Source organism: Tardiphaga sp., assembly GCF_028290495.1.
Lineage (GTDB): Bacteria > Pseudomonadota > Alphaproteobacteria > Rhizobiales > Xanthobacteraceae > Tardiphaga.
Genome location: NZ_JAQGJT010000104.1, coordinates 1 through 23,743 on the forward strand (window position 1 = coordinate 1; position 23,743 = coordinate 23,743).

Annotated in this window: 23 protein-coding genes and 1 pseudogene; 8 read left to right on the plus strand and 16 right to left on the minus strand. The window is 63.5% G+C overall.

Translation table 11 applies throughout. The annotated features are described in order from the left end of the window. The 3 genes from JWQ24_RS16205 to JWQ24_RS16215 all read right to left on the minus strand — a co-directional run. Window positions 1–753, minus strand: a 753-nt coding sequence (locus tag JWQ24_RS16205; protein WP_299809975.1) for a UxaA family hydrolase, incomplete at its 3' end; no start/stop codon positions are given. 689 nt (window positions 754–1,442) lie between these two features. Continuing rightward, entirely contained in the window at window positions 1,443–1,916 is a 474-nt protein-coding gene (locus tag JWQ24_RS16210; RefSeq protein ID WP_299809978.1) for a GNAT family N-acetyltransferase, read from the minus strand. Window positions 1,917–1,967: 51 nt separating this feature from the next. After that, window positions 1,968–2,543 carry a GNAT family N-acetyltransferase gene (locus JWQ24_RS16215; RefSeq protein WP_299809981.1) on the minus strand — a complete coding sequence of 192 codons (576 nt, stop codon included), beginning with the start codon at window positions 2,541–2,543 and terminating at the stop codon, window positions 1,968–1,970. Between the two features lie 256 nt (window positions 2,544–2,799). On the opposite strand from JWQ24_RS16215, the gene JWQ24_RS16220 reads away from it, so the two are divergent. Beyond that, window positions 2,800–3,264, plus strand: coding sequence for a hypothetical protein (locus JWQ24_RS16220; protein ID WP_299809983.1), 465 nt, complete (start codon window positions 2,800–2,802; stop codon window positions 3,262–3,264). Window positions 3,265–3,340: 76 nt separating this feature from the next. Here JWQ24_RS16220 and JWQ24_RS16225 read toward each other — a convergent pair. The 12 genes and pseudogenes from JWQ24_RS16225 to hpaR all read right to left on the minus strand — a co-directional run. Beyond that, a pseudogene (locus JWQ24_RS16225) lies at window positions 3,341–3,532 on the minus strand (nitroreductase); the annotation flags it as partial. Window positions 3,533–3,607: 75 nt separating this feature from the next. Then, window positions 3,608–4,474, minus strand: coding sequence for an EamA family transporter (locus tag JWQ24_RS16230; RefSeq protein ID WP_299809986.1), 867 nt, complete (start codon window positions 4,472–4,474; stop codon window positions 3,608–3,610). 70 nt (window positions 4,475–4,544) lie between these two features. Beyond that, window positions 4,545–5,153, minus strand: coding sequence for a TetR/AcrR family transcriptional regulator (locus JWQ24_RS16235; RefSeq protein ID WP_299809989.1), 609 nt, complete (start codon window positions 5,151–5,153; stop codon window positions 4,545–4,547). 152 nt (window positions 5,154–5,305) lie between these two features. Then, window positions 5,306–5,983 carry a nitroreductase gene (locus JWQ24_RS16240; protein WP_299809992.1) on the minus strand — a complete coding sequence of 226 codons (678 nt, stop codon included), beginning with the start codon at window positions 5,981–5,983 and terminating at the stop codon, window positions 5,306–5,308. A gap of 126 nt (window positions 5,984–6,109) precedes the next feature. After that, on the minus strand, window positions 6,110–7,108 hold the full coding sequence (locus JWQ24_RS16245) for a tripartite tricarboxylate transporter substrate binding protein (protein ID WP_299809995.1): 999 nt from the start codon (window positions 7,106–7,108) through the stop codon (window positions 6,110–6,112). Between the two features lie 176 nt (window positions 7,109–7,284). After that, entirely contained in the window at window positions 7,285–8,061 is a 777-nt protein-coding gene (locus tag JWQ24_RS16250; RefSeq protein ID WP_299809997.1) for an aldolase/citrate lyase family protein, read from the minus strand. Between the two features lie 172 nt (window positions 8,062–8,233). Further along, window positions 8,234–9,319 (minus strand): malate/lactate/ureidoglycolate dehydrogenase, encoded by a 1,086-nt coding sequence (locus JWQ24_RS16255; RefSeq protein ID WP_299810000.1) that lies wholly within the window; start codon window positions 9,317–9,319, stop codon window positions 8,234–8,236. Between the two features lie 16 nt (window positions 9,320–9,335). After that, window positions 9,336–10,073, minus strand: a complete 738-nt coding sequence (locus JWQ24_RS16260; RefSeq protein WP_299810003.1) for an ABC transporter ATP-binding protein — start codon at window positions 10,071–10,073, stop codon at window positions 9,336–9,338. Continuing rightward, a complete protein-coding gene (locus JWQ24_RS16265; RefSeq protein WP_299810006.1) occupies window positions 10,073–11,851 on the minus strand; it encodes a branched-chain amino acid ABC transporter ATP-binding protein/permease in 1,779 nt (592 codons plus the stop codon). Before JWQ24_RS16265 ends, JWQ24_RS16260 begins: the two co-directional genes overlap by 1 nt. Continuing rightward, complete coding sequence (locus tag JWQ24_RS16270; protein WP_299810009.1) at window positions 11,848–12,723, minus strand: branched-chain amino acid ABC transporter permease; 876 nt, start codon at window positions 12,721–12,723, stop codon at window positions 11,848–11,850. Before JWQ24_RS16270 ends, JWQ24_RS16265 begins: the two co-directional genes overlap by 4 nt. A gap of 92 nt (window positions 12,724–12,815) precedes the next feature. Beyond that, window positions 12,816–13,961 (minus strand): ABC transporter substrate-binding protein, encoded by a 1,146-nt coding sequence (locus JWQ24_RS16275; protein ID WP_299810012.1) that lies wholly within the window; start codon window positions 13,959–13,961, stop codon window positions 12,816–12,818. Window positions 13,962–14,112: 151 nt separating this feature from the next. Beyond that, complete coding sequence (gene hpaR / locus JWQ24_RS16280) at window positions 14,113–14,616, minus strand: homoprotocatechuate degradation operon regulator HpaR (protein ID WP_299810015.1); 504 nt, start codon at window positions 14,614–14,616, stop codon at window positions 14,113–14,115. A 123-nt stretch (window positions 14,617–14,739) separates the two neighbouring features. Here hpaR and hpaH point away from each other — a divergent pair, with 123 nt between their 5' ends. The 6 genes from hpaH (at window position 14,740) to JWQ24_RS16310 (ending at window position 21,281) form a co-directional block, all read left to right on the plus strand. Continuing rightward, window positions 14,740–15,546 (plus strand): 2-oxo-hept-4-ene-1,7-dioate hydratase, encoded by an 807-nt coding sequence (gene hpaH, locus JWQ24_RS16285; protein ID WP_299810017.1) that lies wholly within the window; start codon window positions 14,740–14,742, stop codon window positions 15,544–15,546. 18 nt (window positions 15,547–15,564) lie between these two features. Next, window positions 15,565–15,963 (plus strand): 5-carboxymethyl-2-hydroxymuconate Delta-isomerase, encoded by a 399-nt coding sequence (locus JWQ24_RS16290; RefSeq protein ID WP_299810020.1) that lies wholly within the window; start codon window positions 15,565–15,567, stop codon window positions 15,961–15,963. Continuing rightward, window positions 15,956–17,497: a 5-carboxymethyl-2-hydroxymuconate semialdehyde dehydrogenase gene (hpaE, locus tag JWQ24_RS16295; RefSeq protein ID WP_299810023.1), complete on the plus strand. Its 1,542-nt coding sequence runs from the start codon at window positions 15,956–15,958 to the stop codon at window positions 17,495–17,497. Before JWQ24_RS16290 ends, hpaE begins: the two co-directional genes overlap by 8 nt. Window positions 17,498–17,638: 141 nt before the next feature. Next, window positions 17,639–18,622 carry a 3,4-dihydroxyphenylacetate 2,3-dioxygenase gene (gene hpaD / locus JWQ24_RS16300; protein ID WP_299810026.1) on the plus strand — a complete coding sequence of 328 codons (984 nt, stop codon included), beginning with the start codon at window positions 17,639–17,641 and terminating at the stop codon, window positions 18,620–18,622. Window positions 18,623–18,757: 135 nt separating this feature from the next. Next, window positions 18,758–19,627, plus strand: coding sequence for a fumarylacetoacetate hydrolase family protein (locus tag JWQ24_RS16305; protein ID WP_299810029.1), 870 nt, complete (start codon window positions 18,758–18,760; stop codon window positions 19,625–19,627). Between the two features lie 28 nt (window positions 19,628–19,655). Next, on the plus strand, window positions 19,656–21,281 hold the full coding sequence (locus JWQ24_RS16310; protein ID WP_299810032.1) for a thiamine pyrophosphate-dependent enzyme: 1,626 nt from the start codon (window positions 19,656–19,658) through the stop codon (window positions 21,279–21,281). Between the two features lie 154 nt (window positions 21,282–21,435). Here the strand turns inward: JWQ24_RS16310 and JWQ24_RS16315 are convergent, their stop codons facing one another. Continuing rightward, window positions 21,436–22,656 carry an ABC transporter substrate-binding protein gene (locus JWQ24_RS16315; protein WP_299810034.1) on the minus strand — a complete coding sequence of 407 codons (1,221 nt, stop codon included), beginning with the start codon at window positions 22,654–22,656 and terminating at the stop codon, window positions 21,436–21,438. A 264-nt stretch (window positions 22,657–22,920) separates the two neighbouring features. Here JWQ24_RS16315 and JWQ24_RS16320 point away from each other — a divergent pair, with 264 nt between their 5' ends. Beyond that, window positions 22,921–23,730 (plus strand): class I SAM-dependent methyltransferase, encoded by an 810-nt coding sequence (locus JWQ24_RS16320; protein WP_299810036.1) that lies wholly within the window; start codon window positions 22,921–22,923, stop codon window positions 23,728–23,730. Window positions 23,731–23,743 lie beyond the last annotated feature (13 nt).

A 23,743-nucleotide genomic window follows, 5' to 3' on the forward strand; every position in this document is an offset into this window, starting at 1 on the left:
GGCGAGCACCTCGCGCACGAAGGCGACGCCCGCCTCGGTGGTCTTGCGGGTCCCGCCAATCTCCTGGATCTGCATCTCGCGCAGCCGGCCGGCAAGCTTCTGCTCCTGCATCAAGCCGCCGATCTGGTTGACCTCGCAGCCGAGGCCCAGCACCACCACATGCGAAAAGTTCACGTGGCGCGCATAGCCGCCGAGCGTACGGCGCAGCAACTTCAGCGGCTCGTCCTGGGTCATGCCGCAGCCGGTCTTGTGGGTCAGCGCCACGACGCCATCGACATTGGGAAAATCCGCCAGCGGATTGTGGCCGGTGAACGGGTTCTTCTTGAACACGTCGGCGACCATGCTGGCGACATGGGCGCTGCAGTTCACGCTCGTGAGAATGCCGATATAGTTTCGCGTGGCAACGCGGCCGTCGTCGCGGCGGATGCCCATGAACGACGCCGGCAGGTCGAAGTTAGGCGTCGGCTTGACGTCGACGCCGTAGGCGTAGTCGCGCGAGAATTCGCCCATGCCCAAGTTTTGCGTATGGACATGCTGGCCGGGCGCGATCGGCTGCGTCGCGAAGCCGATGATCTGGCCGTAGCGGCGGACTTCCTCGCCCACCGCGATCGGCCGGATCGCGACCTTGTGGCCGGCCGGAATACGCTCCGACGTCACCACGCCCGCAGTGACCTCGACGCCGGGCAGCAGGCTGGCGCGCGCGATCAGCACGGCGTCGTCGGCATGCAGGCGAATAACGGGGGATGCGGCCATGAACGTTTCCTCGTGAGATTTTATGTGGCTGAACCGCCATTTGGAATGAGTCTAGCGGATATCCCGCGACGGCGTCACCCCTGCTTTCTCATGCAGCAGACATGCGGGATCGCCCCTGTTGTTGGCGGCGCGGGGGCGCCGTAGCTTGCTGCATTCCCTGCCCTCTCTTGAGAGGGCGCGCGGAACGCCGGGTGCCCGATGCCCCCCTTTGCCTGCGCGCGATGCCGTAGTCGGCAAAACAAGTGCGCGAAGGCCTTCCGGAGCAACCGGTTTCACCCGGCGTTCCGCACACGATGAGCTTCCGGCTTGCTTCGTGCTCTTTCCGGCGGATTGGTCGATGCCCGGATCTGAGGATGTGTTTCGCAGGCCGGTTGGCGGTGCGAACTCTCCGATCCGCGATGCCCCGTTTGGCATCGAGAAACCACACGACTTGGGCCGGCGCGACAGCCTCGTCGTCAGCGCTTCGGTCGATGGTTCACGGCCCTCTGTACGAAGTACCGCCCAGCCACCAACTTCCGCGCCTGACGCTGCCGCGTCACCGCATCCCGCCCCGCGTATCGTGACGATCGCGAGCCGCCCCTCCCAGTGGAGCGGGACAGACTGGATAATAGTCCTGTTAGGGATATTGTCAAGGAGTCGCGTCCGTAGCCGTAGCCCGCATGTCGCTTCGCTCATGCGGGCGACGACTTCTATCTAGCGGCACGCTCCAGAAATACGTGGTTCTCAGTCTCCTGCGTCGGGCGAAAGTCATGCCTGAGGTAAAGACGCCCCACGGGATTCCATTTCAGATATTCGAGACGAATCCCAAGGCGATGCCTGTCGGCCTGTTCCACGATATGTTTCAGCACGCGCGTTCCAATCCCCTTTTGCTGATAGGCATTCAGCAAATAAAACTCTCCAAAGCGCGCGTGATCGGCGAAAATCATCCACGAGAGCGTGCCGATGGGTACGCCGTCCTGCAAGATGGAGAAGAAGACTTTTTCGGAGAACCGAGCGCGATGGACATCGCGTTGATAGTTTTCTTCCCAGGCCCAGCGGGAGCGGATGTGCGGTCCAAGCGCTTCTTTCTTGGCCGCAAAGGTGAACTCGAAGGCCTGCTCCGAATGCGGCAGGTATACAAAAGACAAATCCGGCTCCAACGCCGGCAACGACGCAACAATCATGGATGGCCTTCCGGGGGCTGTCGACCGTGCCTGATTATTCCAGCCGATGTGTCATTCGTCAGCGGCTTTGCGCGTGAGCCAGGCCTCATGGGTGAGCAGCCAGATTTGCCGGCTGCCGTCCCCGGAGACATACGAGAACGGTTCGCGTGCGATTTCAACGGCGCCCTGCTTTTCCTTCACCCGGGCAGACGCGCGGTTTGCGGCGGCGTTCGTCAGGTACAGGAACGGCCACTTCAGTTCTTCGAAGGCGTAGGCTGTCACCGCGTTGGCGGCTTCCGTCATCAGACCTAGACCTTGCAGCTTCGGATCGAGCCAGAAGCCGCGCATGTCGCGGGTCTGGCCATCGAAGGGCCACAGATCGATTCTGCCGCGCAACTCATCAGAGCCTTTCAACGTGATCGCCCAAAAATACTTCTCGCCCCGCCTGAGCTGTTCCAGCGTCTCGCCCATGTTCCTGGTCGCGCCGTCGGAAGGGTAAGGCCAAGGGACGGAAGCCGTCAGCCAGCGCACAATCTGCCATTGCGGGAAAAGCTGCTGGATGGCGGACGCATCCCGCTCCTCTAACGGCCGGAGGATGAGCCGCCTGGTTTCCAGCGTTGGTATAGGAGGCAATTGCACCAGGGCCATCCCTTCGATCGGGCAGTCAATTAACGCACCCATGCAGGGCAAGGCGAGTCGCAGGAGAAGTCGAGCACGGACAGTGCAGATCCAGAAGACATAATTGAGCGACAGGCTTCAGCACGATCGACGACTCTACACAGGCAGCCGCAGCGGGACGACCATCGCGGAGCTTCATCATGGCATTCCTCTCGGGTTGACCAATCAACTACTAGCGAGAATACTATGACATGAAGGGACCTATCACTCAGTTTGACGGAGGATCATGCCGATGCAGCGAGGAAGATTGCAGGCGCTGGGCGCTTTTGCTGTTATGGCTGCGTTTGGCGGGATTGCAGCGGGGCCCGCCTTTGCGGACGTTTCACTTTCCGGCATCGGGATGGGGCACGGCGCGCCGAGCGCCGAGGCGTTCAAGCAGTTTCAGGCCGCGGTGCGTCAGTACAACGCTTCGGGCGAACGACTCCGCATTGATACGCACTGCCCATCCGCCTGCACGATGTTTCTGGCCGTCCGAAATGTCTGTATCGCGCCGAACGCCGGCCTCGCGTTCCACGCCGGCGGCAGCCCGCGACGAGGAATCGACCCCTATTATACCGGGCAGATGCTCAATACTTACAAACCCGCGCTGCGGAAGTACTTGACCAGCAATCACTACATGGAAACGTTCGAATTTCACACCATTCCAGGCGACGAGATGGTGCGACGCTTCGGATATGCCGCCTGCCGCTGACGCCCCGCCATGGTCGTGCCGCCGGGCACGTCCTCTGTCGTGTCGCCTGTTGCACCCGGCCGGACCGCGCCTTCAGTCAATCCCCGAACCCGACGAACACGGTGGCCTCCTCGACGGACTTTCGCTCCGACACCACTGCATTGGCCGGGAAGCTTTCGCCGGGCCATCCCAGCGCGATGCTCTTCATGGTGACCTGATCGTTGGCGATGCCGGCGTGCTCGCGCACCACCGGCGACTGCATGATGCCCTGGCTGTTGATCACCGCACCGCCGGCGCGGATCCGGTTCAGTCCGTAGCCCGCATCTCGCTTCGCTCACGCGGGTGACGCCTGCTACATTTTCTCTCAGGTTGGGATGGCTCTAGCGCGGGGTCCTATCTGTGTAACGGCGACACCGGCGACCGCGAGCAGCCCACCTGCGATCAACTTTGGAGTCATTCGCTCGCCAAGAAACAGCACGCTCGACATCAAGGCGAAGACCGGAAGCAGCAGGCCGAAAGGAGCGACGCGGTTCATCGAGCAACGGGCTATCAGCCAGAACCACAGACCAAACCCGACGATTCCTCCGATGAAAACGGTGTAGGCAAGGGCGATCCAACCGTGCGCGTCCGCCGTGACAACGCTGGCCAGCTGTCCATGTTCAAGGAACAACGACATCAACAGGACCTGCGGCACTGTGAATGCCGACGACCATGCCATCAACATCAATGGGTCAAACGGGCCATAGCGTTTCGTCAGGACGTTGGACACCGCGAATGCAAAAGCGGCTCCGACCACAAGCAGCAGCGGAAGTACGTCTGTCGACAGGCCGGGCCCCGCCGCCAGAACAACGACGCCGCCGAAGGCAAGCACCACCCCTGCGGACGTCATGAGCGTCGGCCTCTCCCCGAGCAGCGGCCACGCCAGCAGCACGGCGAATGGAGTGGCGAGCTGATAGGCAACGGCCGACATGCTTCCCGTGCCGAGCCCAAGGCCGACGTAGAACAGCCCGAAGTTCAGTCCACCCAGGAAAACCGAAATCGCTGCGACAGGACCCAACTGTTGACGCGTCGGCCGTTTGACGAACGGAACGAGCAGCAGCGCGATGAACACGAAGCGCAGTGCGAGGAAGAAGAGTGGCGGAAACTCCGTCAGGCCCACCTTGATGGCCACGAACTGATAACCCCAGAGCAAGGGAAGGAGCACCGCGCAGACGATCTGGACAGGAGACAAGATACTCCTCCATTTCTAGACCAATTGGTCCAAATTTAGACGCGCCGAACGCGGAGGCGTCGTTGGTTGTTCAGGTGATGAAGCGGTCGAGAAGCGCGTCAACGGTGGCTTGCGATGTGTTGCGTGTCGGCGCCGTCTTGCCGACCACCCGCAGCCCCTCAACAAAACAGACGAGAATCCGGGCGGCGCTTGAGGGCTCGACACCGTGAGCCAACTGGCCTGCCGCCTTCGCACGAACAAGTACATCGGCGACCCGGGTTTCCATGGCGTTGAAAAAGCCCGCGATGCGACGATCGACTTCAGCATCACGGCCGGCCAGTTCCATGGTTGTGGCCACCAGCAGGCATCCGCGCCGCCCCCTGGCGCCGCTCGTGCGGTCAACGTAGCCGGCAAGGTAGGCCCGCAGGCCGTCTACGGGCTCTCGGCGAGGGGCCAGCTCCACATCCATCCGTGTCAGCGCATCGACGATATAGCGATCAAGCGCACGCAAGAACAGCGAGTGCTTGTCACCGAAAGCCGCATACAGGCTGCCACGGGACAGCTTCGTCGCCACAAGAAGGTCCGGAAGCGCCGTGGCGTGATAGCCGCGCGACCAGAACACGCCCATTGCGCGTTCGACGGCGGCTTCCTCGTCGAAACTCCGCGGGCGACCACGGCGCAAGGGGGCTGGTGTGCTCATGGTTTAAATATAGACCATTCGGTCCAGAACACAAGCGGAGGTTCATCCTCGAGGAACAGCGAGTAGCCCGCATGAGCGTAGCGACATGCGGGGCATCCGGGTCAGGACCCGCATGTCGCTTCGCTCATGCGGATTACATTCGCTGCGAGCGGCTAATCCCCGAACCCGACGAACACCGTGGCTTCCTCGACCGACTTTCGTTCGGACACCACCGCATTGGCCGGGAAGCTTTCGTCCGGCCAGCCCAGCGCGATACTTTTCATGATGACCTGATCGTCGGCGATCCCCGCGTGCTCGCGCACCACCGGCGACTGCATGATGCCCTGGCTGTTGATCACCGCACCCAGCCCGCGCGACCAGGCGGCATTGACCAGCGCGGTCGCCACCGCGCCGCAATCGAACGGCGTGTCGTCGCTGCCGTCCAGCACGCGGTCGTAGGTCACGATCACGCAGACCGGCGCGTCGAACTGGCGAAAGCCGCGCAGCACCCAGTCCTGGCGCATGTCCTTGTCGTCGCGCGCGATGCCCATCGCGGAGAACAACTGCTTGGCGACGCCGACCTGCCTGTCGCGGTGCGGGCCGGCAAAGGCCTGCCCGGTGCGAAACTCGCGCGACTGCGGCACGCCGGCAACCATGCGTTCGGTGTTGCCGGCGCGAATCCGGTTTAGCGGTTCGCCGGTAAGGACGTAGAAATTCCAAGGCTGGGTGTTCATCGACGACGGTGCGCGCATCGCCAGAGCGATGATTTCCTCGATCAGCGCTTTGGGGACCGGATCGGGCTTGTAGCCGCGGATGCTCCGGCGACCGAGGATCACGTCATCGAACTTCATGGGTGCGGGATTCCTGAGTAGCATTTGGGTTTGCTTTGATAGTAGCTGTTGTCATTCGCCGCTCCAACTGGAGCGGCTGGGGTTCGCTTGCAGCTTGCGCTGCGCTTGCCCCGGGACGACAGAGCATTATTGCGCCTGCGGTCCCAGGCTCGCTGCAAGCTCGGCCCAGACCGGCGCCTCTTCCTTGTAGAACGCCTGACTGGCTTCCTGCGTCATCGGCCCTTCATCGATGCCCTGGCTCTTCAGCAACTCACGCACGCGATCGCTCTTGCCGGCAGCGACACAGAGCGCGGAGAGTTTCGCGACGATCTCCGGCGGAGTCTTCGCCGGGGCCACGCATCCCTGAAAGGTCAACAGGCTGTGCGCGCGCGAGGTAGCACCCTGTTCACGGAAGGTTGCGACGTCGGGAAGTGCGTCGATGCGGCGGCGCGACACCGCGACGGCGCGGGCTTTGCCGGTCTGCAGCATAGGCAGCGCTGCGGCGTAACTGCCGATGCCGGCATCGATGGATCCGCCGGCGAGATCGGTCCACATCGGCGCCTCGCCACGATAATGCACCGCTTCCATCTTCAGGCCGTACTGCTTGTTAAGCTCGACAATAACCATATGCGCGAAGGAACCGGCGGCGTAGGTGCCGACATTCACCTTCTCGGTCTTGCGCGCATAGTCGATGAAGTCCTGCAGCGTTTTCGCGCCGACCTTCTCGTTCACCACGAACGGCAGACTGCCGCCCGGCATGACTGCGATCCAGGCGAAGTCCTGCGGGACATTATACTTGATGTCCTTGATGAGCACCGGATTGAGCATGTAGGCCGTGGTGTTGCAGATCATCAAGGTGTGGCCGTCGGGATCGGCGCGCTTCAGCTCCGTCGCCGCCACCGCGCCACCGGCACCGGCCTTGTTCTCGACCACCACCGTCTGTCCAAGTTCACGCGACAGATATTCGCCGTAAACACGCGCGAACTGATCGGTCTGGCCGCCCGCCGCGGAGCCTGCCAGCATCCTGATCGGTTTGTTGGGCCATGTGCTGGCTCTGACGAGTGCGGGCGCGCTGAGCAGCGCTGCGGCGCCGGCGCCTGCAGCGATGAACTGGCGTCGGTTGAGTGGAAGCGATCTGTTTCGCATGTCGTCCTCCCGATATTCGCCCTGTCTCTTCGGACAAGTGCGTCGCGCAGCTTGTCATTCCGGGGCGCGAACGCCGCGAGGCGGTCGCGAACCCGGAATCTCGAATTGTTCATCGTCTCATGTCGAGGTTCCGGGTTCGCTCGAGCTTCGCTCTCGCGCCCCGGAACGACAGTGAGTTACGCCTTGCCGCCTGATCCGCTGCGGGTCTCGGCGACCCAGCTTTTCGCGGCGATCGCGAGGCATCCGCTGTCGTTGAGCAGGGTCACCAGCTTGAAGCCCATATCGATAGCGCGCTTGGCGCCGGCGGGGCCGGAGCAGTGAATGCCGGGATAGATGCCGCGGGTGCCGCATTCCTTGATCAGCTTCTCGTAGATCTTCATGATCTCCGGCTCCTCGCGGTCGAGCTTCGGCACCAGGCCGTAAGAGAAGCCGAGATCGGACGGGCCGACGTAGACGCCGGCGATGCCTTCAACGTCGAGGATCGATTCCATGTTCTCGACCGCGGTGCGCGTCTCCAGCATCGGAATGCACAGGGTCTCGTCATTGGCCGTGGTCTGGTAGTCGCCGGCGGCGCCGTAAAGCCCCGAGCGGATCGGACCGTTGCTACGCGTGCCGAGCGGCGGGTACTTGGCGTATTGCACGAAGTTCTGGGCTTCTTCCTTGGTATTCACCATCGGGCAGATCACGCCATACGCGCCGCCGTCGAGCACCTTGCCGATGATGCCGGGCTCGTTCCACGGCACGCGGACCATCGGCGTCACCGGCTGACCGCTCATCGCCTGAAAGCAGGTCACCATCGATTGATAGTCCTGCACGCCGTGCTGGATATCGACGGTCACGCTGTCGAAGCCGCATTGCGCCATCACCTCGGCGGAGAAGCCGGAGGGTATCGCCAGCCACGCATTGACGACGACCTTGCCCGACGCCCAGATTTCCTTGACTCGATTTGCCATTTTGATGGTCCTTTTTTCCAGTTAGCAATCTACGCTCTCATGGTGAGGAGGCGCATCGACAGTGCTGTTGCACTGTCGATGCGCCGTCTCGAACCATGATTGATGTGGCCCATCCTTCGAGACGGCGCCAAGTGGCGCCCCCTCAGGATGAGGATTCCCCGCGGCGACGCCGTCATGCAGTCGCCTTCGTGATCGCCGCCTCGCTCACGCCGACTTCGCGCGCGGTCTGCACGATGGCGCTCCAGGTTTCGTCCGGCAGCGGCACACCGTTTTTCGTCCGATCGGCGCGGGTCATCGCTTCCTTGTCGCCGGGGATCAGCACGGAATCGACGCCGGCGGCCGGCTTGGTGTCCTTGAAGTAGTCGATGTAGCGCGTCACCTCGCCGTCGAAGAAGTTCGCGGGATCGATGCGCTTGGGATCGACATAGATCGCGAACATGCCGTTAGCGAAGGGCCTGTTCGGCTTGGTGGCGCCGTTGCCGGTCAGCGCGCCGCCAAGCAGTTCGCACATCAGGGCCAGGCCGGAGCCCTTGTGCTCGCCGAAAGCACGGATCGCGCCACTGCCCTTGGAATGATCGCGCGGTCCATTGGCTTCATGCGGGCCGTACAATACCGCGGGGTCTTCGCTCAGCGTGCCGTCGAGATCGATCAGCGCGCCCTCCGGCAGCTTCTTGCCGCCGCGACTGGCGACCAGCACCTTGCCTTCGGCGACGATCGAGGTCGCGAAATCCAGCACCACCGGCGGCAGCCCCGGGCGCGGAATGCCGACGCAATACGGCGCGGTGGAAAGCCTGCGCTCGACGCCGCCATAGGGCGCGACCAGCACGGAACCGGCAGCGTTGACGAAGTGGATCGAGATCAAGCCTTCGGCGGCCGCCATCTCGGCCCAGTCGCCGATCCGGCCGATATGCCCGGAATTGCGCGTCGAAACGGCCGCCAAACCCGTCGCCTTGCACTTCTCGATGCCGATTTTCACCGCCTGCGGACCGACCGTCTGGCCATAGCCGAAGCGGCCATCGACCACCGCCAATGACGGCGTATCGACGGGGACTTCGATGGTCTGGTTCGGAATGATCATGCCGCTGTTGCGCCAGCGCACATAGACCGGCACGCGGATCACGCCGTGGCTGTCATGTCCGGTGAGGTTGGCGGTGGTGAGGTAGGTCGCGATACGCCTGGCTTCTTCGGGGGAGGAGTCGGCATGCACGAATACGTCGGCGACAAAGTCGATGAGCTTGTTGACCTGCAGTGTAACCATGGTTGGACATTCGCCCTTATACGTTGGTTGCGAGTGGCTTGGCGTGGCCGCCGAGATAGGCGGCCGCGATGGCTTCGTTGCCCCACAGCTCGTCAGGCTTGCCGCCCAGCACGATGCGGCCGGTTTCCAGCACGTAGCCTTGGTCGGCAACGGATAGTCCCATGCGCGCGTTTTGCTCCACAAGCAAGACGGTGGTGTGGCGCCGGATTTCCGAGATGATGCGAAACACCGCCTGCACGATCACCGGCGCCAGCCCCAGCGACGGCTCGTCGAGCAGCAGCAGCCGCGGCTTGGCCATCAGGCCCCTTGCCACTGCGACCATCTGTAGCTGGCCGCCCGACAGCGTCCAGCCCAGCGCATTCGAGAATTTCCGGATGTCCGGAAACAGGTCGAACATCGCATCGGCTTCTTTCGATAGCTCCGCCTTGGAGGCACGGCGGTTGGAGCCGCCGAGCATGATGTTCTCCTTGACGGTCAATCCGGGAAACACCCGCCTGCCCTCCGGCACATGGCTGATGCCCATCCGCACGATCGCCTCCGGCCCGAGGCCTGCGATGGATTTCCCGTCGAACAGAATATCGCCCGACGCCGGCTTGGCGAGGCCGGAGATCGCACGCAGCGTGGTGGACTTGCCTGCACCGTTGGCGCCGAGCAGCGTCACCACCTGCCCTTCCTCGACCGCGAAGGAGACACCACGCAATGCCACGATCTCGCCGTAGCGCACGTGGAGGTCGTTGATTTCCAGCAGCGCCATCAGTCTGTACCCAGATAGGCGGAGACGACGTCGGGATGCCGCAGCACCGCCATCGATTCGCCGTCCGCGATGCGGCGTCCGAAGTTGAGCACGGTAATGTGCTGGGCGGCTTCCGACACCAGCGTCATGTCGTGATCGATGATCAGGATGGTCAGGCCCTGCGCCGCGATGCGTTTCAGCAGTTCGTGCAGTTCGAGCTTCTCGCTGGAGTTCAGGCCGGCGGCGGGCTCATCCAGCAGCAGCAGCGTCGGATTGGCGGCGAGTGCGCGGGCAATCTCGATCAGCCGCTGGTGGCCATAGGAGAAGCTGGAGATCAGTTCATTGGCGCGCGGCCCGAGCCCGACGAAAGCCAATGCCGCCATCGCCCGCTGCGTCAGGGCGGCTTCGTCGCCCCTACCTATCAGCGTATTGCCCGGCCGCTCGGCGCCGATGATGACGTTTTCCAGCGCGGTCATGGATCGGAACAGCCGGATGTTCTGGAAGGTGCGCCCCAGCCCCGCCGCGGCGCGCAGATGCGGCGGCATCGTGGTGACGTCGGTGCCGTCGAGCATGACTTTGCCCGCGGTGGCGTTGTAGAGCCCGGACAGCACGTTCAGCGTGGTGGTCTTGCCTGAGCCGTTCGGCCCGATCAGCGCATGCACGCCGCCGCGCCGCACGGCGATGTCGACATTGTCGACCGCCTTGAGGCCGCCGAAGTGCTTGGCGAGGCCGGTCACCTCAAGCACCATCTCGCCGCCGGTCATCGCCGGGGCCAGCACCAGCGGCAGGCCGGCGGCGGGCATCTTTACCTTGCGGCGGAAGCGATCGAGCCCCGCGGTGACGAAGCCCCAGATGCCATCGGGCATATAGCGGATGATCAGGATCACCGAGAGGCCGTAGATCGCCAGATACAGGCCGGGCACGCTCTTCAGAAAGCGCAGCCATTCCGGGATCAGGATCAAGAGGCCGGTGCCGATCGCCGCGCCGATCGGCGACGCCACGCCGCCGAGCAGCGCCATGGTCAGGAACACGATCGACTCCGCGAAGGAGAACTGGTCCGGGCTGACATAGGCGAAACCGCCGGCGAACAATCCGCCGCCGATGCCGCCGAGCAACGCCGACAGCGCGAAGGCCGCGACCTTGACCCGCACCACATCGACGCCGACAACGCCGGCCGCCAGTTCGTTGTCGCGCACCGCGCGCATGGCGCGGCCGAGCCTTGTGTCCGGCAGGTGCCAGACCAGATAGCCGATCACCGCCAGCGCCGCGACGCAGAAAGCGAGGAAGGACTGCTGCGATTGCAGCAGCGCCGGCCGCCCGATCCGCGACACGCCGTCGGGGCCGTGGGTGAGCCAGATCGCGTTGATCATCACCAGCGTCACGATCTGCTGGAACGAGATCGTCACCATCGCCAGGTAGTGACCACCGAGCTTCAGCGTGCTCATGCCGAGCAGCGCGCCTGCGGCCAGCGCCAGCAGCGCGCCGGCGACCAGGCAGAGCCAGAAGCTGAGCTGGTAGTCCGTCGTGCCGATGCCAACCACATAGGCGCCGAAGCCGAAGAATGCCGCCTGCGCCAGGTTGATCTGGCCGCACAGGCCGAGCACCACCGTGAGCCCGAAGACCGCGACGGCAAAGGTCGTGGCCTGCATCAGGATGTTGAGCACGTAGCCGTCGAACCGCATCGTCGCCGCGGCGAACACCACGATCGCGGCCGCGATGAAATACGGCAGATGGCGCAGCAGCAACGGCTTCGGGCGCAGCGCCGCGGGGATGGCGAGATTTTCGCTGGGCGCGCTCATGCTTTTTCCGCCACGCGTTCGCCGAAGATGCCCTGTGGGCGGAACACCAGAAACAGGATCAGCACCATGAAGGCGAAGGCATCCTTGTAGGGCACCGAAATGTAGGAAGCGCCGAACGTCTCGATAATGCCGAGCGCGATGCCGCCTATGATCGCGCCGGTGACGTCGCCGAAGCCACCGATGATGGTGGCGGCAAAGGCTTTCAGCGCGATGGTCGAGCCCATCTGGATCGAGACGAACAGGATCGGCGCCACCAGAATGCCGGCGAGGCCGCCCAGCACCGCCGAATAGATGAAGGTGATCATGATCATGGTGGAAACGGAGATGCCGAGCAGCGACGCCATCTCCTTGTCCTGCGACGTCGCCTGCAGCTTCTTGCCGATCATGGTGCGCTCGAAGAACCAGTAATTGAAGAACACCAGCGCGATGGTGACGGCGATGATGAGCAGATACTGGCTGTCGAGATAGACCGGGCCGAGCTGGATGCCGGGCGTCTCAAACCAGCCTTCCAGCACCTGCGGCGCCGGCCCGTAGATCGCCAGCACGCCGTTGGCCATCAGGATCGAGGCGCCGATGGTGGCGATGATCACCGGGAGGTAGGTGCGATGGCGCAGCGGGTAATAGACGCCGAGATTGAACACCGCGCCCAGCACCGCCATGCCGCCCAGCGCCAGCAGAAAGGACAGCCAGTACGGCAGCGCCAGATCGACCGCGAACACCACCATCAGATAGGCCGCGACCATCGAGAATTCGCCTTGCGCGAAATTGACGACGTTGGTGGCGCGAAAGATCAGCACGAAACCGAGCGCAACCAGCGCATAGACCGATCCGATGCCAATGCCCGTAAAGAGCAACTGAAGAGCCTGATCCATAAATCGACTTTCGGGATTTTGTCACGGCAAGACACGGCAGCGCGCGGCGACCGGCGAATGCGCGGCGGCCCCGAACCGGGCCGCCGCAACACTCAGTTGGCGGCTTCGATGTGCTTCTCGAAGACGATGTTGCCCTTTTCGTTCTTCACGATGTTGTAGCCGTGAAGGCCGTCGCCATTGGCGTCGAAATTGTATTCGCCTTCCGCACCCGGATATTTCTTGATCGCGAGAATTGCCTCACGGATTTTTTCCGGCGCGGTCGATTTGGCCTCGTTCATCGCCCTCGCCAGTACAGTGATCGCGTCGAAGGTCCAGGCGCTCTGGTTGTCGGGCGCCAGCTTGTAGGCGTCGCGATAGGCCTTGCCGTAGGCCTTGGCGGTGTCGCTGGAGTCCTCGGCATAGTCGGCGACGCCGTAAGTGCCGTGCAGCGTGGCGCCAGCCAGCCGGATTGAGGATACGCCGACAATCGAGGGCGAGCCGACCCAGGGAATGTTGACGCCGAGCTGACGCAGCTGCCGGGCGAAGATGCCGAGATCGTTCTCGAAAGTGAAATACGAACCCAGGACGTCGGCGCCCGACTGCTTGATCGCCAGCACCACAGGGGTGAAGTCCTGGCTCTGGTTGGCGTAGCCCTGGTCGAGCACCGGCGTGATGCCGAGCTTGCTCAGCCCTTCGGTCAGCGCCTTGCCACCGGCCGTGCCGAACGCGTCGGTGGAATGCAGGATCGCCCACTTCTTTTTGCCGAGCGTGTTGACGCCATAATCGGCGATCACGCTGCCGGAATAACTGTCATTGGGGCGGAAGCGAAACAGCCACTTGTTGCTCATGTGGGTCAGGTTAGGATCGGTGCCGCCGATCGCCATCGGCTTGCCCAGCTTTAGCACATCGGGCGCCATGGCATGCACCTGGGTGGAGCGGATCGAACCGAGGAAAGCCACGATATCGGATTGTGCAGCGAGCTTGGAGAACGCCAGTACGACGCCGGGATTGGTGGTCTGGTCGTCCTCCGTGACGAGTTCGAGCTGCTTGCCAAGCACGCCGCCGGCCTTGTTGACGGCTTCCAGCGCCAGCTTGGCGCCATTCAAGGCGAACTTGCCCTGCTCGGCCGCCGATCCCGTCACTGGCAGAACCATGCCGATCTTGATGGTGGCGCCCTGCGCCCGCGCGCTGCCGATCAGATAAGGGGCCGTCACACCAGCGGCGAGACCAGCCGCGAATTCACGTCGCGTGAGCTTCATTCGATCCTCCCTCAGAGGCCGGACTTGAGCGCCAGCCTTCATGATCCGGCGAGTTGAGCGAAAATTATCTGCGCTGTCTACTCTCCCTTCGGCAACGCCACGGATTGATCCAAAAAACTTGCACAAACAACATGCATATCCGCGGCCTGCCCTATGCTTCCGACTCGTCGATGATTTCCGTAGCCACCGGCATGGTCAGCAGGCTGCTCTCCAGCAAATGCAGCATCTCCTGCAAATCACCGAGTTTGCTTGCGCCAAAGCGCCGGGCAATTTCGGCATAGATCGCTTCCGACGATGGTGCCACGGCGTCGATCAGTTGCAGACCTTTCGCGGTGATCATCACCATGCTGCGGCGCAAATCGGATTTCACCAGCCGGCGCTTGATCAGCCGGCGCGTTTCCAGATCGCGCAGGATACGCGACAGGCTCGGCCCCAACAGATACGCGATGCCGGCCAGCTCGGTGACCTCAACCTCGCCATGCGACGTCAGCGCGCGCAGGATGCGCCATTGCTGCTCGGTCAGCCCATGCGCGCGCAGGCTGGGGCGAAAATGGCGCATCACGGATTCGCGGGCGCGCAGCAGCGACATCGGCAACGACCGCGAGAAGTCGCGGATCGGAACCGTTGCAGTCTTGCTCGATTTGGGTGTCGGCATTTTCCGGACTTCATTGGTGCAACGCACCATACTTAGCGGCGCATTTTGTTTTGCTGGAATTCATTTAACATGTTAATCGGATTTCCGCGCGGAATTTTGCGACAAGACGAAACAGGACGCGACATGGCACTGACGACATCGGAGATTGACGCCGCCGCCGCCCGCCTGCATCAGGCCGAAAAGACCCGCGTACAGATCCGCCAGCTTTCGCAGGATTATCCGGGCATCAGCATCGCGGATGCCTATGCGATCCAGAAGGCATGGATCGGGATCAAGGTCGCCGGGGGCCGCATCGTCCGCGGCCACAAGATCGGCCTGACCTCGAAGGCGATGCAGAGCGCGCTGAACATCGACGAACCGGATTCCGGCGTGCTGCTCGACGACATGTTCTTCGCCGATGGCGGGCTGGTGCCAACGGATCGTTTCATCGGCCTGCGCATCGAAGCCGAGCTGGCCTTCGTCATGAAGCACCGCTTGAGCGGCCCGTCCTGCACCATGTTCGATGTCCTCAACGCCACCGACTTCGTGACGCCGGCGCTGGAAATTCTCGATACCCGGATCGAGCGCGTCGATCCCGCCACGAAAGCAGCGCGCAAGATATTCGATACCATCGCCGACAATGCCGCAAATGCCGGAATCGTGCTCGGCGGCCGGCCGATGCGGCCGCTGGACACCGATTTGCGCTGGGTCGGCGCGATGGTTCATCGCAACGGCCAGCTGGAGGAGACCGGGCTTGCCGCCGGCGTGCTCAACCATCCCGCCACCAGCGTCGCCTGGCTCGCCAACAAGATCGCCCCGCACGGCCTCGCGCTGGAGCCCGGTCAGGTGGTACTGGCCGGCTCGTTCATCCGCCCGATCGAAGTGAAAAAGGGCGACACCATTCAGGCCGACTACGGACCGTGGGGCACGGTGAGCTGCTATTTCGCCTGATCAGATCGCGAGTCCGACATGCCGCATTTCACCATCGAATATTCCGCCAACATCGAACCGCAAGTCGACATCGCCGCGATGTGCGAAGTGGTGCGCAAGGCCGCGGTAGAAACCGGGATCTTTCCGCTCGGCGGGATCCGCGTCCGCGCCATCCGTTGCGACCATTACGCCATTGCCGATGGCCGCAACGATCTCGGCTTCCTCGACGTGCTGCTGCGGATCGGCGAAGGCCGCTACCTCGCCACCCGCCAGGCGGCAGGCGAGCATATATTCAAGGCGCTGTCGGCCTTTCTCGATCCCGTGTTCACGCATTCAAAGTTCGCTTTGTCGTTCGACATGCAGATCAATGACAAGGAGACCAGCTGGAAGCGCAACAATATCCACGACCTGCTGAAAGCCGAGGCCGCCAATGGCTAAATCTCCCGTCGATTCCGCCGCCGTGTTCAAGGCCAACAGTGATCGCGCTGCGCCATTGCTGAAAAAACTGAAACACGACGGCATCGGCCACATCATCGACGGCCAGATCGTGCCCTCCTCGTCCGGCGAGGTGTTTGAAACCACGTCGCCAATCGACGGCACCGTGCTGGCGCAGGTCGCGCGCGGCACTGCCGCCGACATCGATCTCGCCGCCAAGGCGGCACAACGCGCCTTCAAGGACTGGCGCGACATGCCCGCCGCCATGCGCAAGAAATTGCTGCACCGGGTCGCCGATGCCATCGAGGATCGCGCCGACGACATCGCGGTGCTGGAATGCATCGATACCGGCCAGGCGCATCGCTTCATGGCCAAGGCGGCGGTGCGCGGCGCGGAGAACTTCCGCTTCTTCGCCGACCGCTGCACGGACGCGCGTGACGGCCTCAACATGCCGGCAGACGAACACTGGAATGTATCGACGCGCGTGCCGATCGGTCCGGTCGGCGTGATCACACCGTGGAACACGCCGTTCATGCTGTCGACCTGGAAGATTGCGCCGGCTCTGGCCGCGGGCTGCACCGTCGTGCACAAACCGGCAGAATGGTCGCCTGTGACCGCCGATCTCCTGTCGCAGATCGTCAGGCAGGCGGGCGTACCCGACGGCGTCCTCAACACCGTACATGGGTTTGGCGAAGAGGCCGGCAAGGCACTGACCGAGCACCCGGCGATCAAGGCGATCGCCTTTGTCGGCGAGACCTCGACGGGATCCGCGATCATGGCGCAGGGTGCGCCAACCCTGAAGCGCGTGCATTTCGAACTCGGCGGAAAAAATCCGGTGATCGTGTTCGACGACGCCGACATGGACCGCGCGCTCGATGCCGTGGTGTTCATGATCTACTCGCTGAACGGCGAGCGCTGCACCTCGTCGAGCCGGCTGCTGATCCAGGACACGATCGCGGACAAGTTCATCGCCAAGCTCACCGCGCGGGTGAAGGCGCTGAAAATTGGCCATCCGCTCGATCCCAGGACCGAAGTGGGTCCGTTGATCCATGCGCGGCACCACGAAAAGGTCTGTTCCTATTTCGAGATCGCGCGCCAGGACGGCGCCACCATCGCCGTCGGCGGCAAGCCCCACGCTGGTCCCGGCGGGGGCCATTACGTGCAGCCAACCCTGGTTACCGGCGCGCACGCGCAGATGCGCGTGGCGCAGGAGGAAGTGTTCGGACCATTCCTGACCGTCATTCAGTTTCATGGCGAGGACGAAGCCATCGAGATCGCCAATGCGGTGCCTTACGGCCTCACCGGCTATGTCTGGACCGCCGATGTCGGCCGCGCGCTGCGCGTTGCCGATGCTCTGGAGGCCGGCATGATCTGGCTGAATTCGGAAAACGTCCGCCACCTGCCGACGCCGTTCGGCGGCATGAAGTCCTCCGGCATCGGCCGCGACGGCGGGGATTACTCGTTCGACTTTTACATGGAGACGAAACACGTCTCGCTGGCGAAGGGGACGCACAAGATTCAAAAACTCGGAATTTGAGCTGTCGTTCCGGGGCGCGAACGCCGCGAGGCGGCCGCGACCCCGGAATCCAGGAGTGGTGACCACATCGAGATTCCGGGTTCGCGCACAGCTAGTGCTGCGCGCGCCCCGGAATGACAAAACAAACCAACAGGAAACGCCATGCCGGTACCGCAGCATACCTTTGATCCGCCATTCAACATTGTGCGCGCCAGCCACGCGGTACTCGATGTCGTCGACCTCGACGCCAGCCGGGCCTTCTACGAGACCACGATCGGGCTGCATGTCGAGGACGCCGACGCCAACACGGTCTATCTGCGCGGCAGCGAAGAACACCAGCATCACTCGCTGGTGCTGCACAAGGCGACAACGGCCGCCTGTGCGCGGCTCGGCTTCCGCGTCGGCAGCGATAGCGATCTCGACAGGGCCGCGTCCTTCTTTGCCGCCCACGGCATCGTGCACGGCTTCGTCGAACGCCCGTTTCAGGGCCGTACGCTGCACGCCACCGACCCGTTCGGTTTTCGTATCGAACTTGTCGCGCAGATGGACAAGCGGCCGCATCTGCTGCGCCGCTTCGATTTGTACAAAGGCTGCCATCCGCAGCGGCTCGATCATTTCAACGTGTTCGCCCCCGAGGTGCAGGACACTATCAACTTCTACGCCCGGCTCGGTTTTCGTCTCACCGAATATGCCGAGGAAGACGGCGAGAACGGCCGCATCGCCGCGGCATGGATGCACCGCAAGGGCAATGTGCATGACTTCGCGATCACCAACGGCGCCGGCCCGCGGCTGCATCACTTCGCCTATTGGGTGCCGAACCCGATGAACATCCTGCACCTGTGCGACGTGATGGCCTCGTCAGGCTATCTCGCCAACATGGAGCGCGGCCCCGGTCGCCACGGCATCTCCAACGCCTTTTTCCTCTACGTCCGCGACCCCGACGGCCACCGCCTCGAACTCTATTCCAGCGACTACCAGACGATGGACGCCGACCACGAACCGCTGCGCTGGTCTCTGCGCGACCCGCGCCGCCAGACCCTGTGGGGCGCGCCCGCGCCGCGCTCGTGGTTCGAGCAGGGCTCCGTGTTTCCGGAGCAGGAGGTACGGCCGGCTTTATTCTCGGCGGATGTGAGGATTGCGGACTAAACTCTATCCTCATCCTGAGGAGCCCGCCGCAGCCCGAAGGGCAAAGGCGGGTGTCTCGAAGGATGCGTGTTTTCCGCCCTCGTGCTTCGAGACGGCCTTCGGCCTCCTCAGCATGAGGGCTAATCTGGAGCCATCATGCCCCATCCCCGCCTCGCCACCTTCTCCGTCAATGGCGCGACAAAATACGGCGCTGTGACCGAACTCGGCATCGTCGATCTCTCGGCGCGCTATGCAGGCGATTACCCGACGCTGCGCGAGGCGATCGCCCACGGCGCCCTGCACAGACTTACGGATGCGGCGGAAAACCTGCCGGCGGATTTCGCCCTCGACGACGTCACGTGGCAGCCGCCGATCCCCGCGCCCGAAAAGATCATCTGCATCGGTGTGAACTATCCGGACCGCAACGCCGAATACAAGGACGGTCAGGACGCGCCTAAATTCCCCTCGATGTTCATGCGCACGCCGCGCTCTTTTGTCGGGCACCTGCAGCCCTTGGTGCGTCCGCGCGCCTCGACGCAGCTGGATTACGAGGGCGAGGTCGTCCTCGTCATCGGCAAACCCGGCCGCCACATCGCCGAGCGCGACGCGCTCGATCACATCGCAGCACTCACTTTGTGCAACGAGGGCACCATCCGCGACTGGGTGCGGCACGCCAAGTTCAACGTCACGCAGGGCAAGAACTTCGATTCGACCGGTAGTCTGGGGCCGTGGATCGTGCCCTATCGCGATGAAGCCCAGCTCGCCGATATCCGTCTCACGACCCACGTCAACGGCGATTTGCGGCAGGACGACCGCACCATCAGGCTGATGTTCGGATTCCGCTACCTCATCCACTACATCTCGACCTTCACCACTTTGGTGCCCGGCGACGTCATCGTGACGGGCACGCCGACCGGCGCCGGAGCCCGCTTCGATCCGCCACGTTACCTCGTGCCCGGCGATATCATCGAGATCGCCGCCGATGGCATCGGCACGCTGCGCAACGGCGTGGTCGACGAGGCATGAATTTTCTCGCACACACGGGACGTCCCGCATGACAAATCTCACCGGCGGCGAAGCGATCGTCGAAGGGCTCAAGGCGCACGGCGTCGACACCGTGTTCGGCCTGCCCGGCGCGCAAATCTACGGACTGTTCGACGCCTTCCATCAGGCGGAGCTGCGCGTGATCGGCGCGCGGCATGAGCAGGCCTGTGGCTACATGGCGTTCGGCTATGCCCGCGCTTCGGGAAGACCCGGCGTGTTCAGCGTGGTGCCCGGCCCGGGCGTGCTCAATGCGGGGGCGGCGATGCTCACCGCGTTCGGCTGCAACGAGCCGGTGCTGTGCCTGACCGGCCAGGTGCCGACGGACTATCTTGGTAAAGGTCGCGGCCACTTGCACGAGATGCCGGACCAGCTCGGCACTATCAGAAGCTTCGTGAAATGGGCCGACCGCATCGAATATCCCGGCGATGCGCCGACCAAAGTGTCGCGCGCGTTCCAGGAAATGATGTCCGGGCGGCGTGGACCGGCGGCGCTGGAAATGCCGTGGGATGTGTTTTCGCAGCGCGCCGACGTTGGCCCGTCCCGGCCGTTCGCGCCTTTCGCAGCCCCACTGCCCGACAGCGACCGCACCAAGGCGGCGGCAGCGCTCATCAAGGCCAGCAAGTCGCCGATGATCTTTGTCGGCGCCGGCGCCATGGATGCCGGCGATGAAATCCTCGAACTCGCCGAATTGCTCGATGCACCGGTGGTCGCGTTCCGCTCCGGGCGTGGCATCGTCAGCAACGCCCACGAACTCGGCCTGACGATGGCGGCTGCCTATAATCTGTGGCCGCACACCGATTTGATGATCGGCGTGGGATCGCGGATGGAATTGCCGACCACCTTCCGCTGGCCGTTCCGGCCGGACGGCCTGAAATCCATTCGCATCGACATCGATCCCGTGGAGATGCGGCGGCTGACGGTGGATGCACCTGTTATCGCCGACGCCAAGGAAGGCACGCGCGCGCTGTTGGCTGCGGTGCGCAAGGCCGGCTTCACCAAAACGCACGGCCGTCGCGACATCATCCGCGAGGCGTCCGCCAAGGCGCTGCGCGACATCCAGTCGGTGCAGCCACAGATGGCCTATCTCGATATCCTGCGCGACGTGCTGCCGGACGACGCCATCGTCACCGACGAACTGTCGCAGGTCGGCTTCGCCTCATGGTTCGGCTTTCCGGTGTACCAGCCGCGCACCTTCCTCACGTCGGGCTATCAGGGCACGCTCGGTTCCGGGTTCCCCACCGCGCTCGGCGCCAAGGTCGCGCATCCCGACCGTGCGGTGGTGGCGATCACCGGCGACGGCGGCTTCATGTTCGCGGTGCAGGAACTGGCCACCGCCGTGCAGTTCAAAATCGGCGTCGTCGTACTGGTGTTCGACAACAACGCCTATGGCAATGTGCGGCGCGATCAGTTGCGCGCGTTCGACGGCCGCGTCACCGCCGCCGATCTGGTCAATCCGGATTTTGTCAGGCTTGCCGAATCCTTCGGCGTCAACGCGGCGCGCGTCGGCTCCCCCGAAGGCTTTCGCCCCGCGCTGGAGAAGGCGCTGGCCGATGGCGGCCCGTATCTGATCGCCATCGACGTGCCCCGGGATTCCGAAGTCAGCCCGTGGGCATTCATTCACCCGGCGAAGCCGTAGGATTTCTCTGTCGTTCCGGCGCGCGCGCGCATCCTTGCGCGCGCGAACCTCAGCCACTCCAATTGGAGTGGTGGGGAACCCAGAAGTGGCTTACATCTCTGGGTTCCGGGTTCGCGACCGCCTGACGGCGTTCGCGCCCCGGAATGACAACAATTTACTTCAACGGCGGATCGAGCCTGGTGCAGCCGCCATCCGCGATCGGGCGCATGATGTCGGCGGCTTTCACCTTGCCGGTGATCTTGAGCAGGTCCCATTCGCCCTTCACCTCGGACGGCTTCTTCACCTCGGCGAGCAGCATGTCGTTCATCAGCCGTCCGTCCTCGCGGATGCGGGCGCCCGGCGCGTAGAAGTCATCTACCGGCGTCGCCTTCATCTTGCGCATCACGGTGAGGCCGTCATTGTCGTTGCTGGCTTCCACCGCGCGCAGATAATGCAACACGGCGCTATAGACGCCGGCCTGCGAATGCGTCGGCATCTTGCCACCGTTCTTCGCCGCGAAGCGCTTGCCGAAGGCGCGGCTGGCGTCGTCATTGTCCCAGTAGTAGCCCTCGAGATATTGCACGCCCTGCGTCGCTTCGGCGCCAAGCGCGTGCACCGAGGTGAGATAGAAGATCAGCACCGCCAGCTTCTGCTTGCCCTCGCCGATCTGGAATTCGCGGGCCTGCTTGATGTTGGTGACGGTATCGCCGGAAGCATTGGCGAGCGCGATCACCTTGGCGCCGGAGGATTGCGCCTGCAGCAGGAACGAGGAGAAGTCCATCGTGCCTACCGGGTGCCGCACGGCGCCGAGCACCTTGCCACCCGCAGCGGTGACGACCTTGGAGACTTCGGCCTGCATCGCGATTCCGAAAGCGTAATCCGCAGTGATGAAGAACCAGGTGTCGCCGCCCTGCTGCACCACGGCCTTGGCGATACCTTGCGCCAGCGAATAGGTGTCGTACAGCCACATCGCGCCGGTCGGCGAACAGGCCTTGCCGAAAATATCGGCGGTGGCGGAGCCGACATGGACCAGCACCTTGCCGCGCTCGCGCGCGAGATCCTGCACCGCCAGCGAGATCGCGGAATTGCCGATGTCGAAGATCGCGTCGACGCCCTGCTGGTCATAGGCATTGCGCGCGAGGTTGACGCCGATGTCGGTCTTGTTCTGGTGATCGGGGCCGAGCAGCACCACCGGCTGGCCACGCACCTTGCCGCCGATATCGTCGATCGCCAGTTGCGCGGCGATCACCCCGCCGACGCCGCCGGCATCGGAGAATACCGAACTCTTGTCGTTCAGCACGGCGATGGTGACGGGCTTGGTGATGGGTTCAGCGATCGCGGGCATGGCGAAGCTGCATGCCACGGCGACAGCCATGACGCCTGTGCGGTATGTCATTCGTTTCCTCGTTTTGTTTTTTCTTGCGCACAAGGCTAGTGCGGGCGAAGGCGGTTGGCTAGGCCATGAACCGATAAATTTGCCGCGCGAACGGCTTGCCGTTTCCGCCATGCACCAATCGCGCGCAAATTCCGCGCAGCCAGATGACGCGACGCGCTAACGGCGGAATACAGCACCGACGGTCACCGGATTTACCCGCTTCCAATTGCTCGCGGGAGGGATAGTCTGGGATCGCAGACTGTTCCTTGGCCGTGGAGAGACTCCATGTCATCGACCCCTGATCCCTTCGCAGATCTCAAGACACGCCAGCGCGAAATGTGGGCGTCATTTGCGCCGACTGCGGCTTTCACCACCGTGGTCGCGGCGCATCTCGTCGAGTTCGCGGAAATCAAACCCGGGGAAGCGGTGCTCGACATCGGAACTGGCACAGGTGTCGTTGCGGTCACGGCAGCGCGGGCGGGCGCATCGGTGACGGCGCTCGATCTGACGCCGGCTTTGCTTGAGGTTGCGCGCGAGAATGCGCGAATAGCGGGGCTGCCTGCCACGCAATGGATCGAGGGGGACGCTGAAAACCTGCCATTCCCCGATGGCCGGTTTGATGTCGTTGTCAGCCAGTTCGGTCACATGTTTGCGCCCCGGCCTGATGTCGTCGTCTCGGAAATGCGCCGTGTGATGAAGCCCGGCGGTCGCATCGCGTTTGCGACATGGCCGCCGGAGCATTTCGTCGGTCGCCTGTTTGCTTTCGTTGCCAGAAATTCGCCGCCACCGCCGCCAGGCGCCGCACCACCTCCACAATGGGGCAACCCCGGCATTGTCGCCGAGCGCCTCGGTGCCAGGTTCGAAGCCCCGTTCTTTTCTCGCGGTATCATGCAGTTGCCGGCTCTCAGCGTGCCGCATGTCCGGGAATTTATGGAGCGCTCGATCGGCCCGATGCAGAAGTTGATCGAGGCTTCCGCCGGCGATCCGAAGAGGCTTGCTGCCTTGCGTACCGAGTTCGAGGCGCTCGCCGCGCCCTACTACTTCAACAATATAGTGCGTCAGGAGTACCTGCTGACACGGGCCAAGGCGCGTTGAACGCCGAATGGCA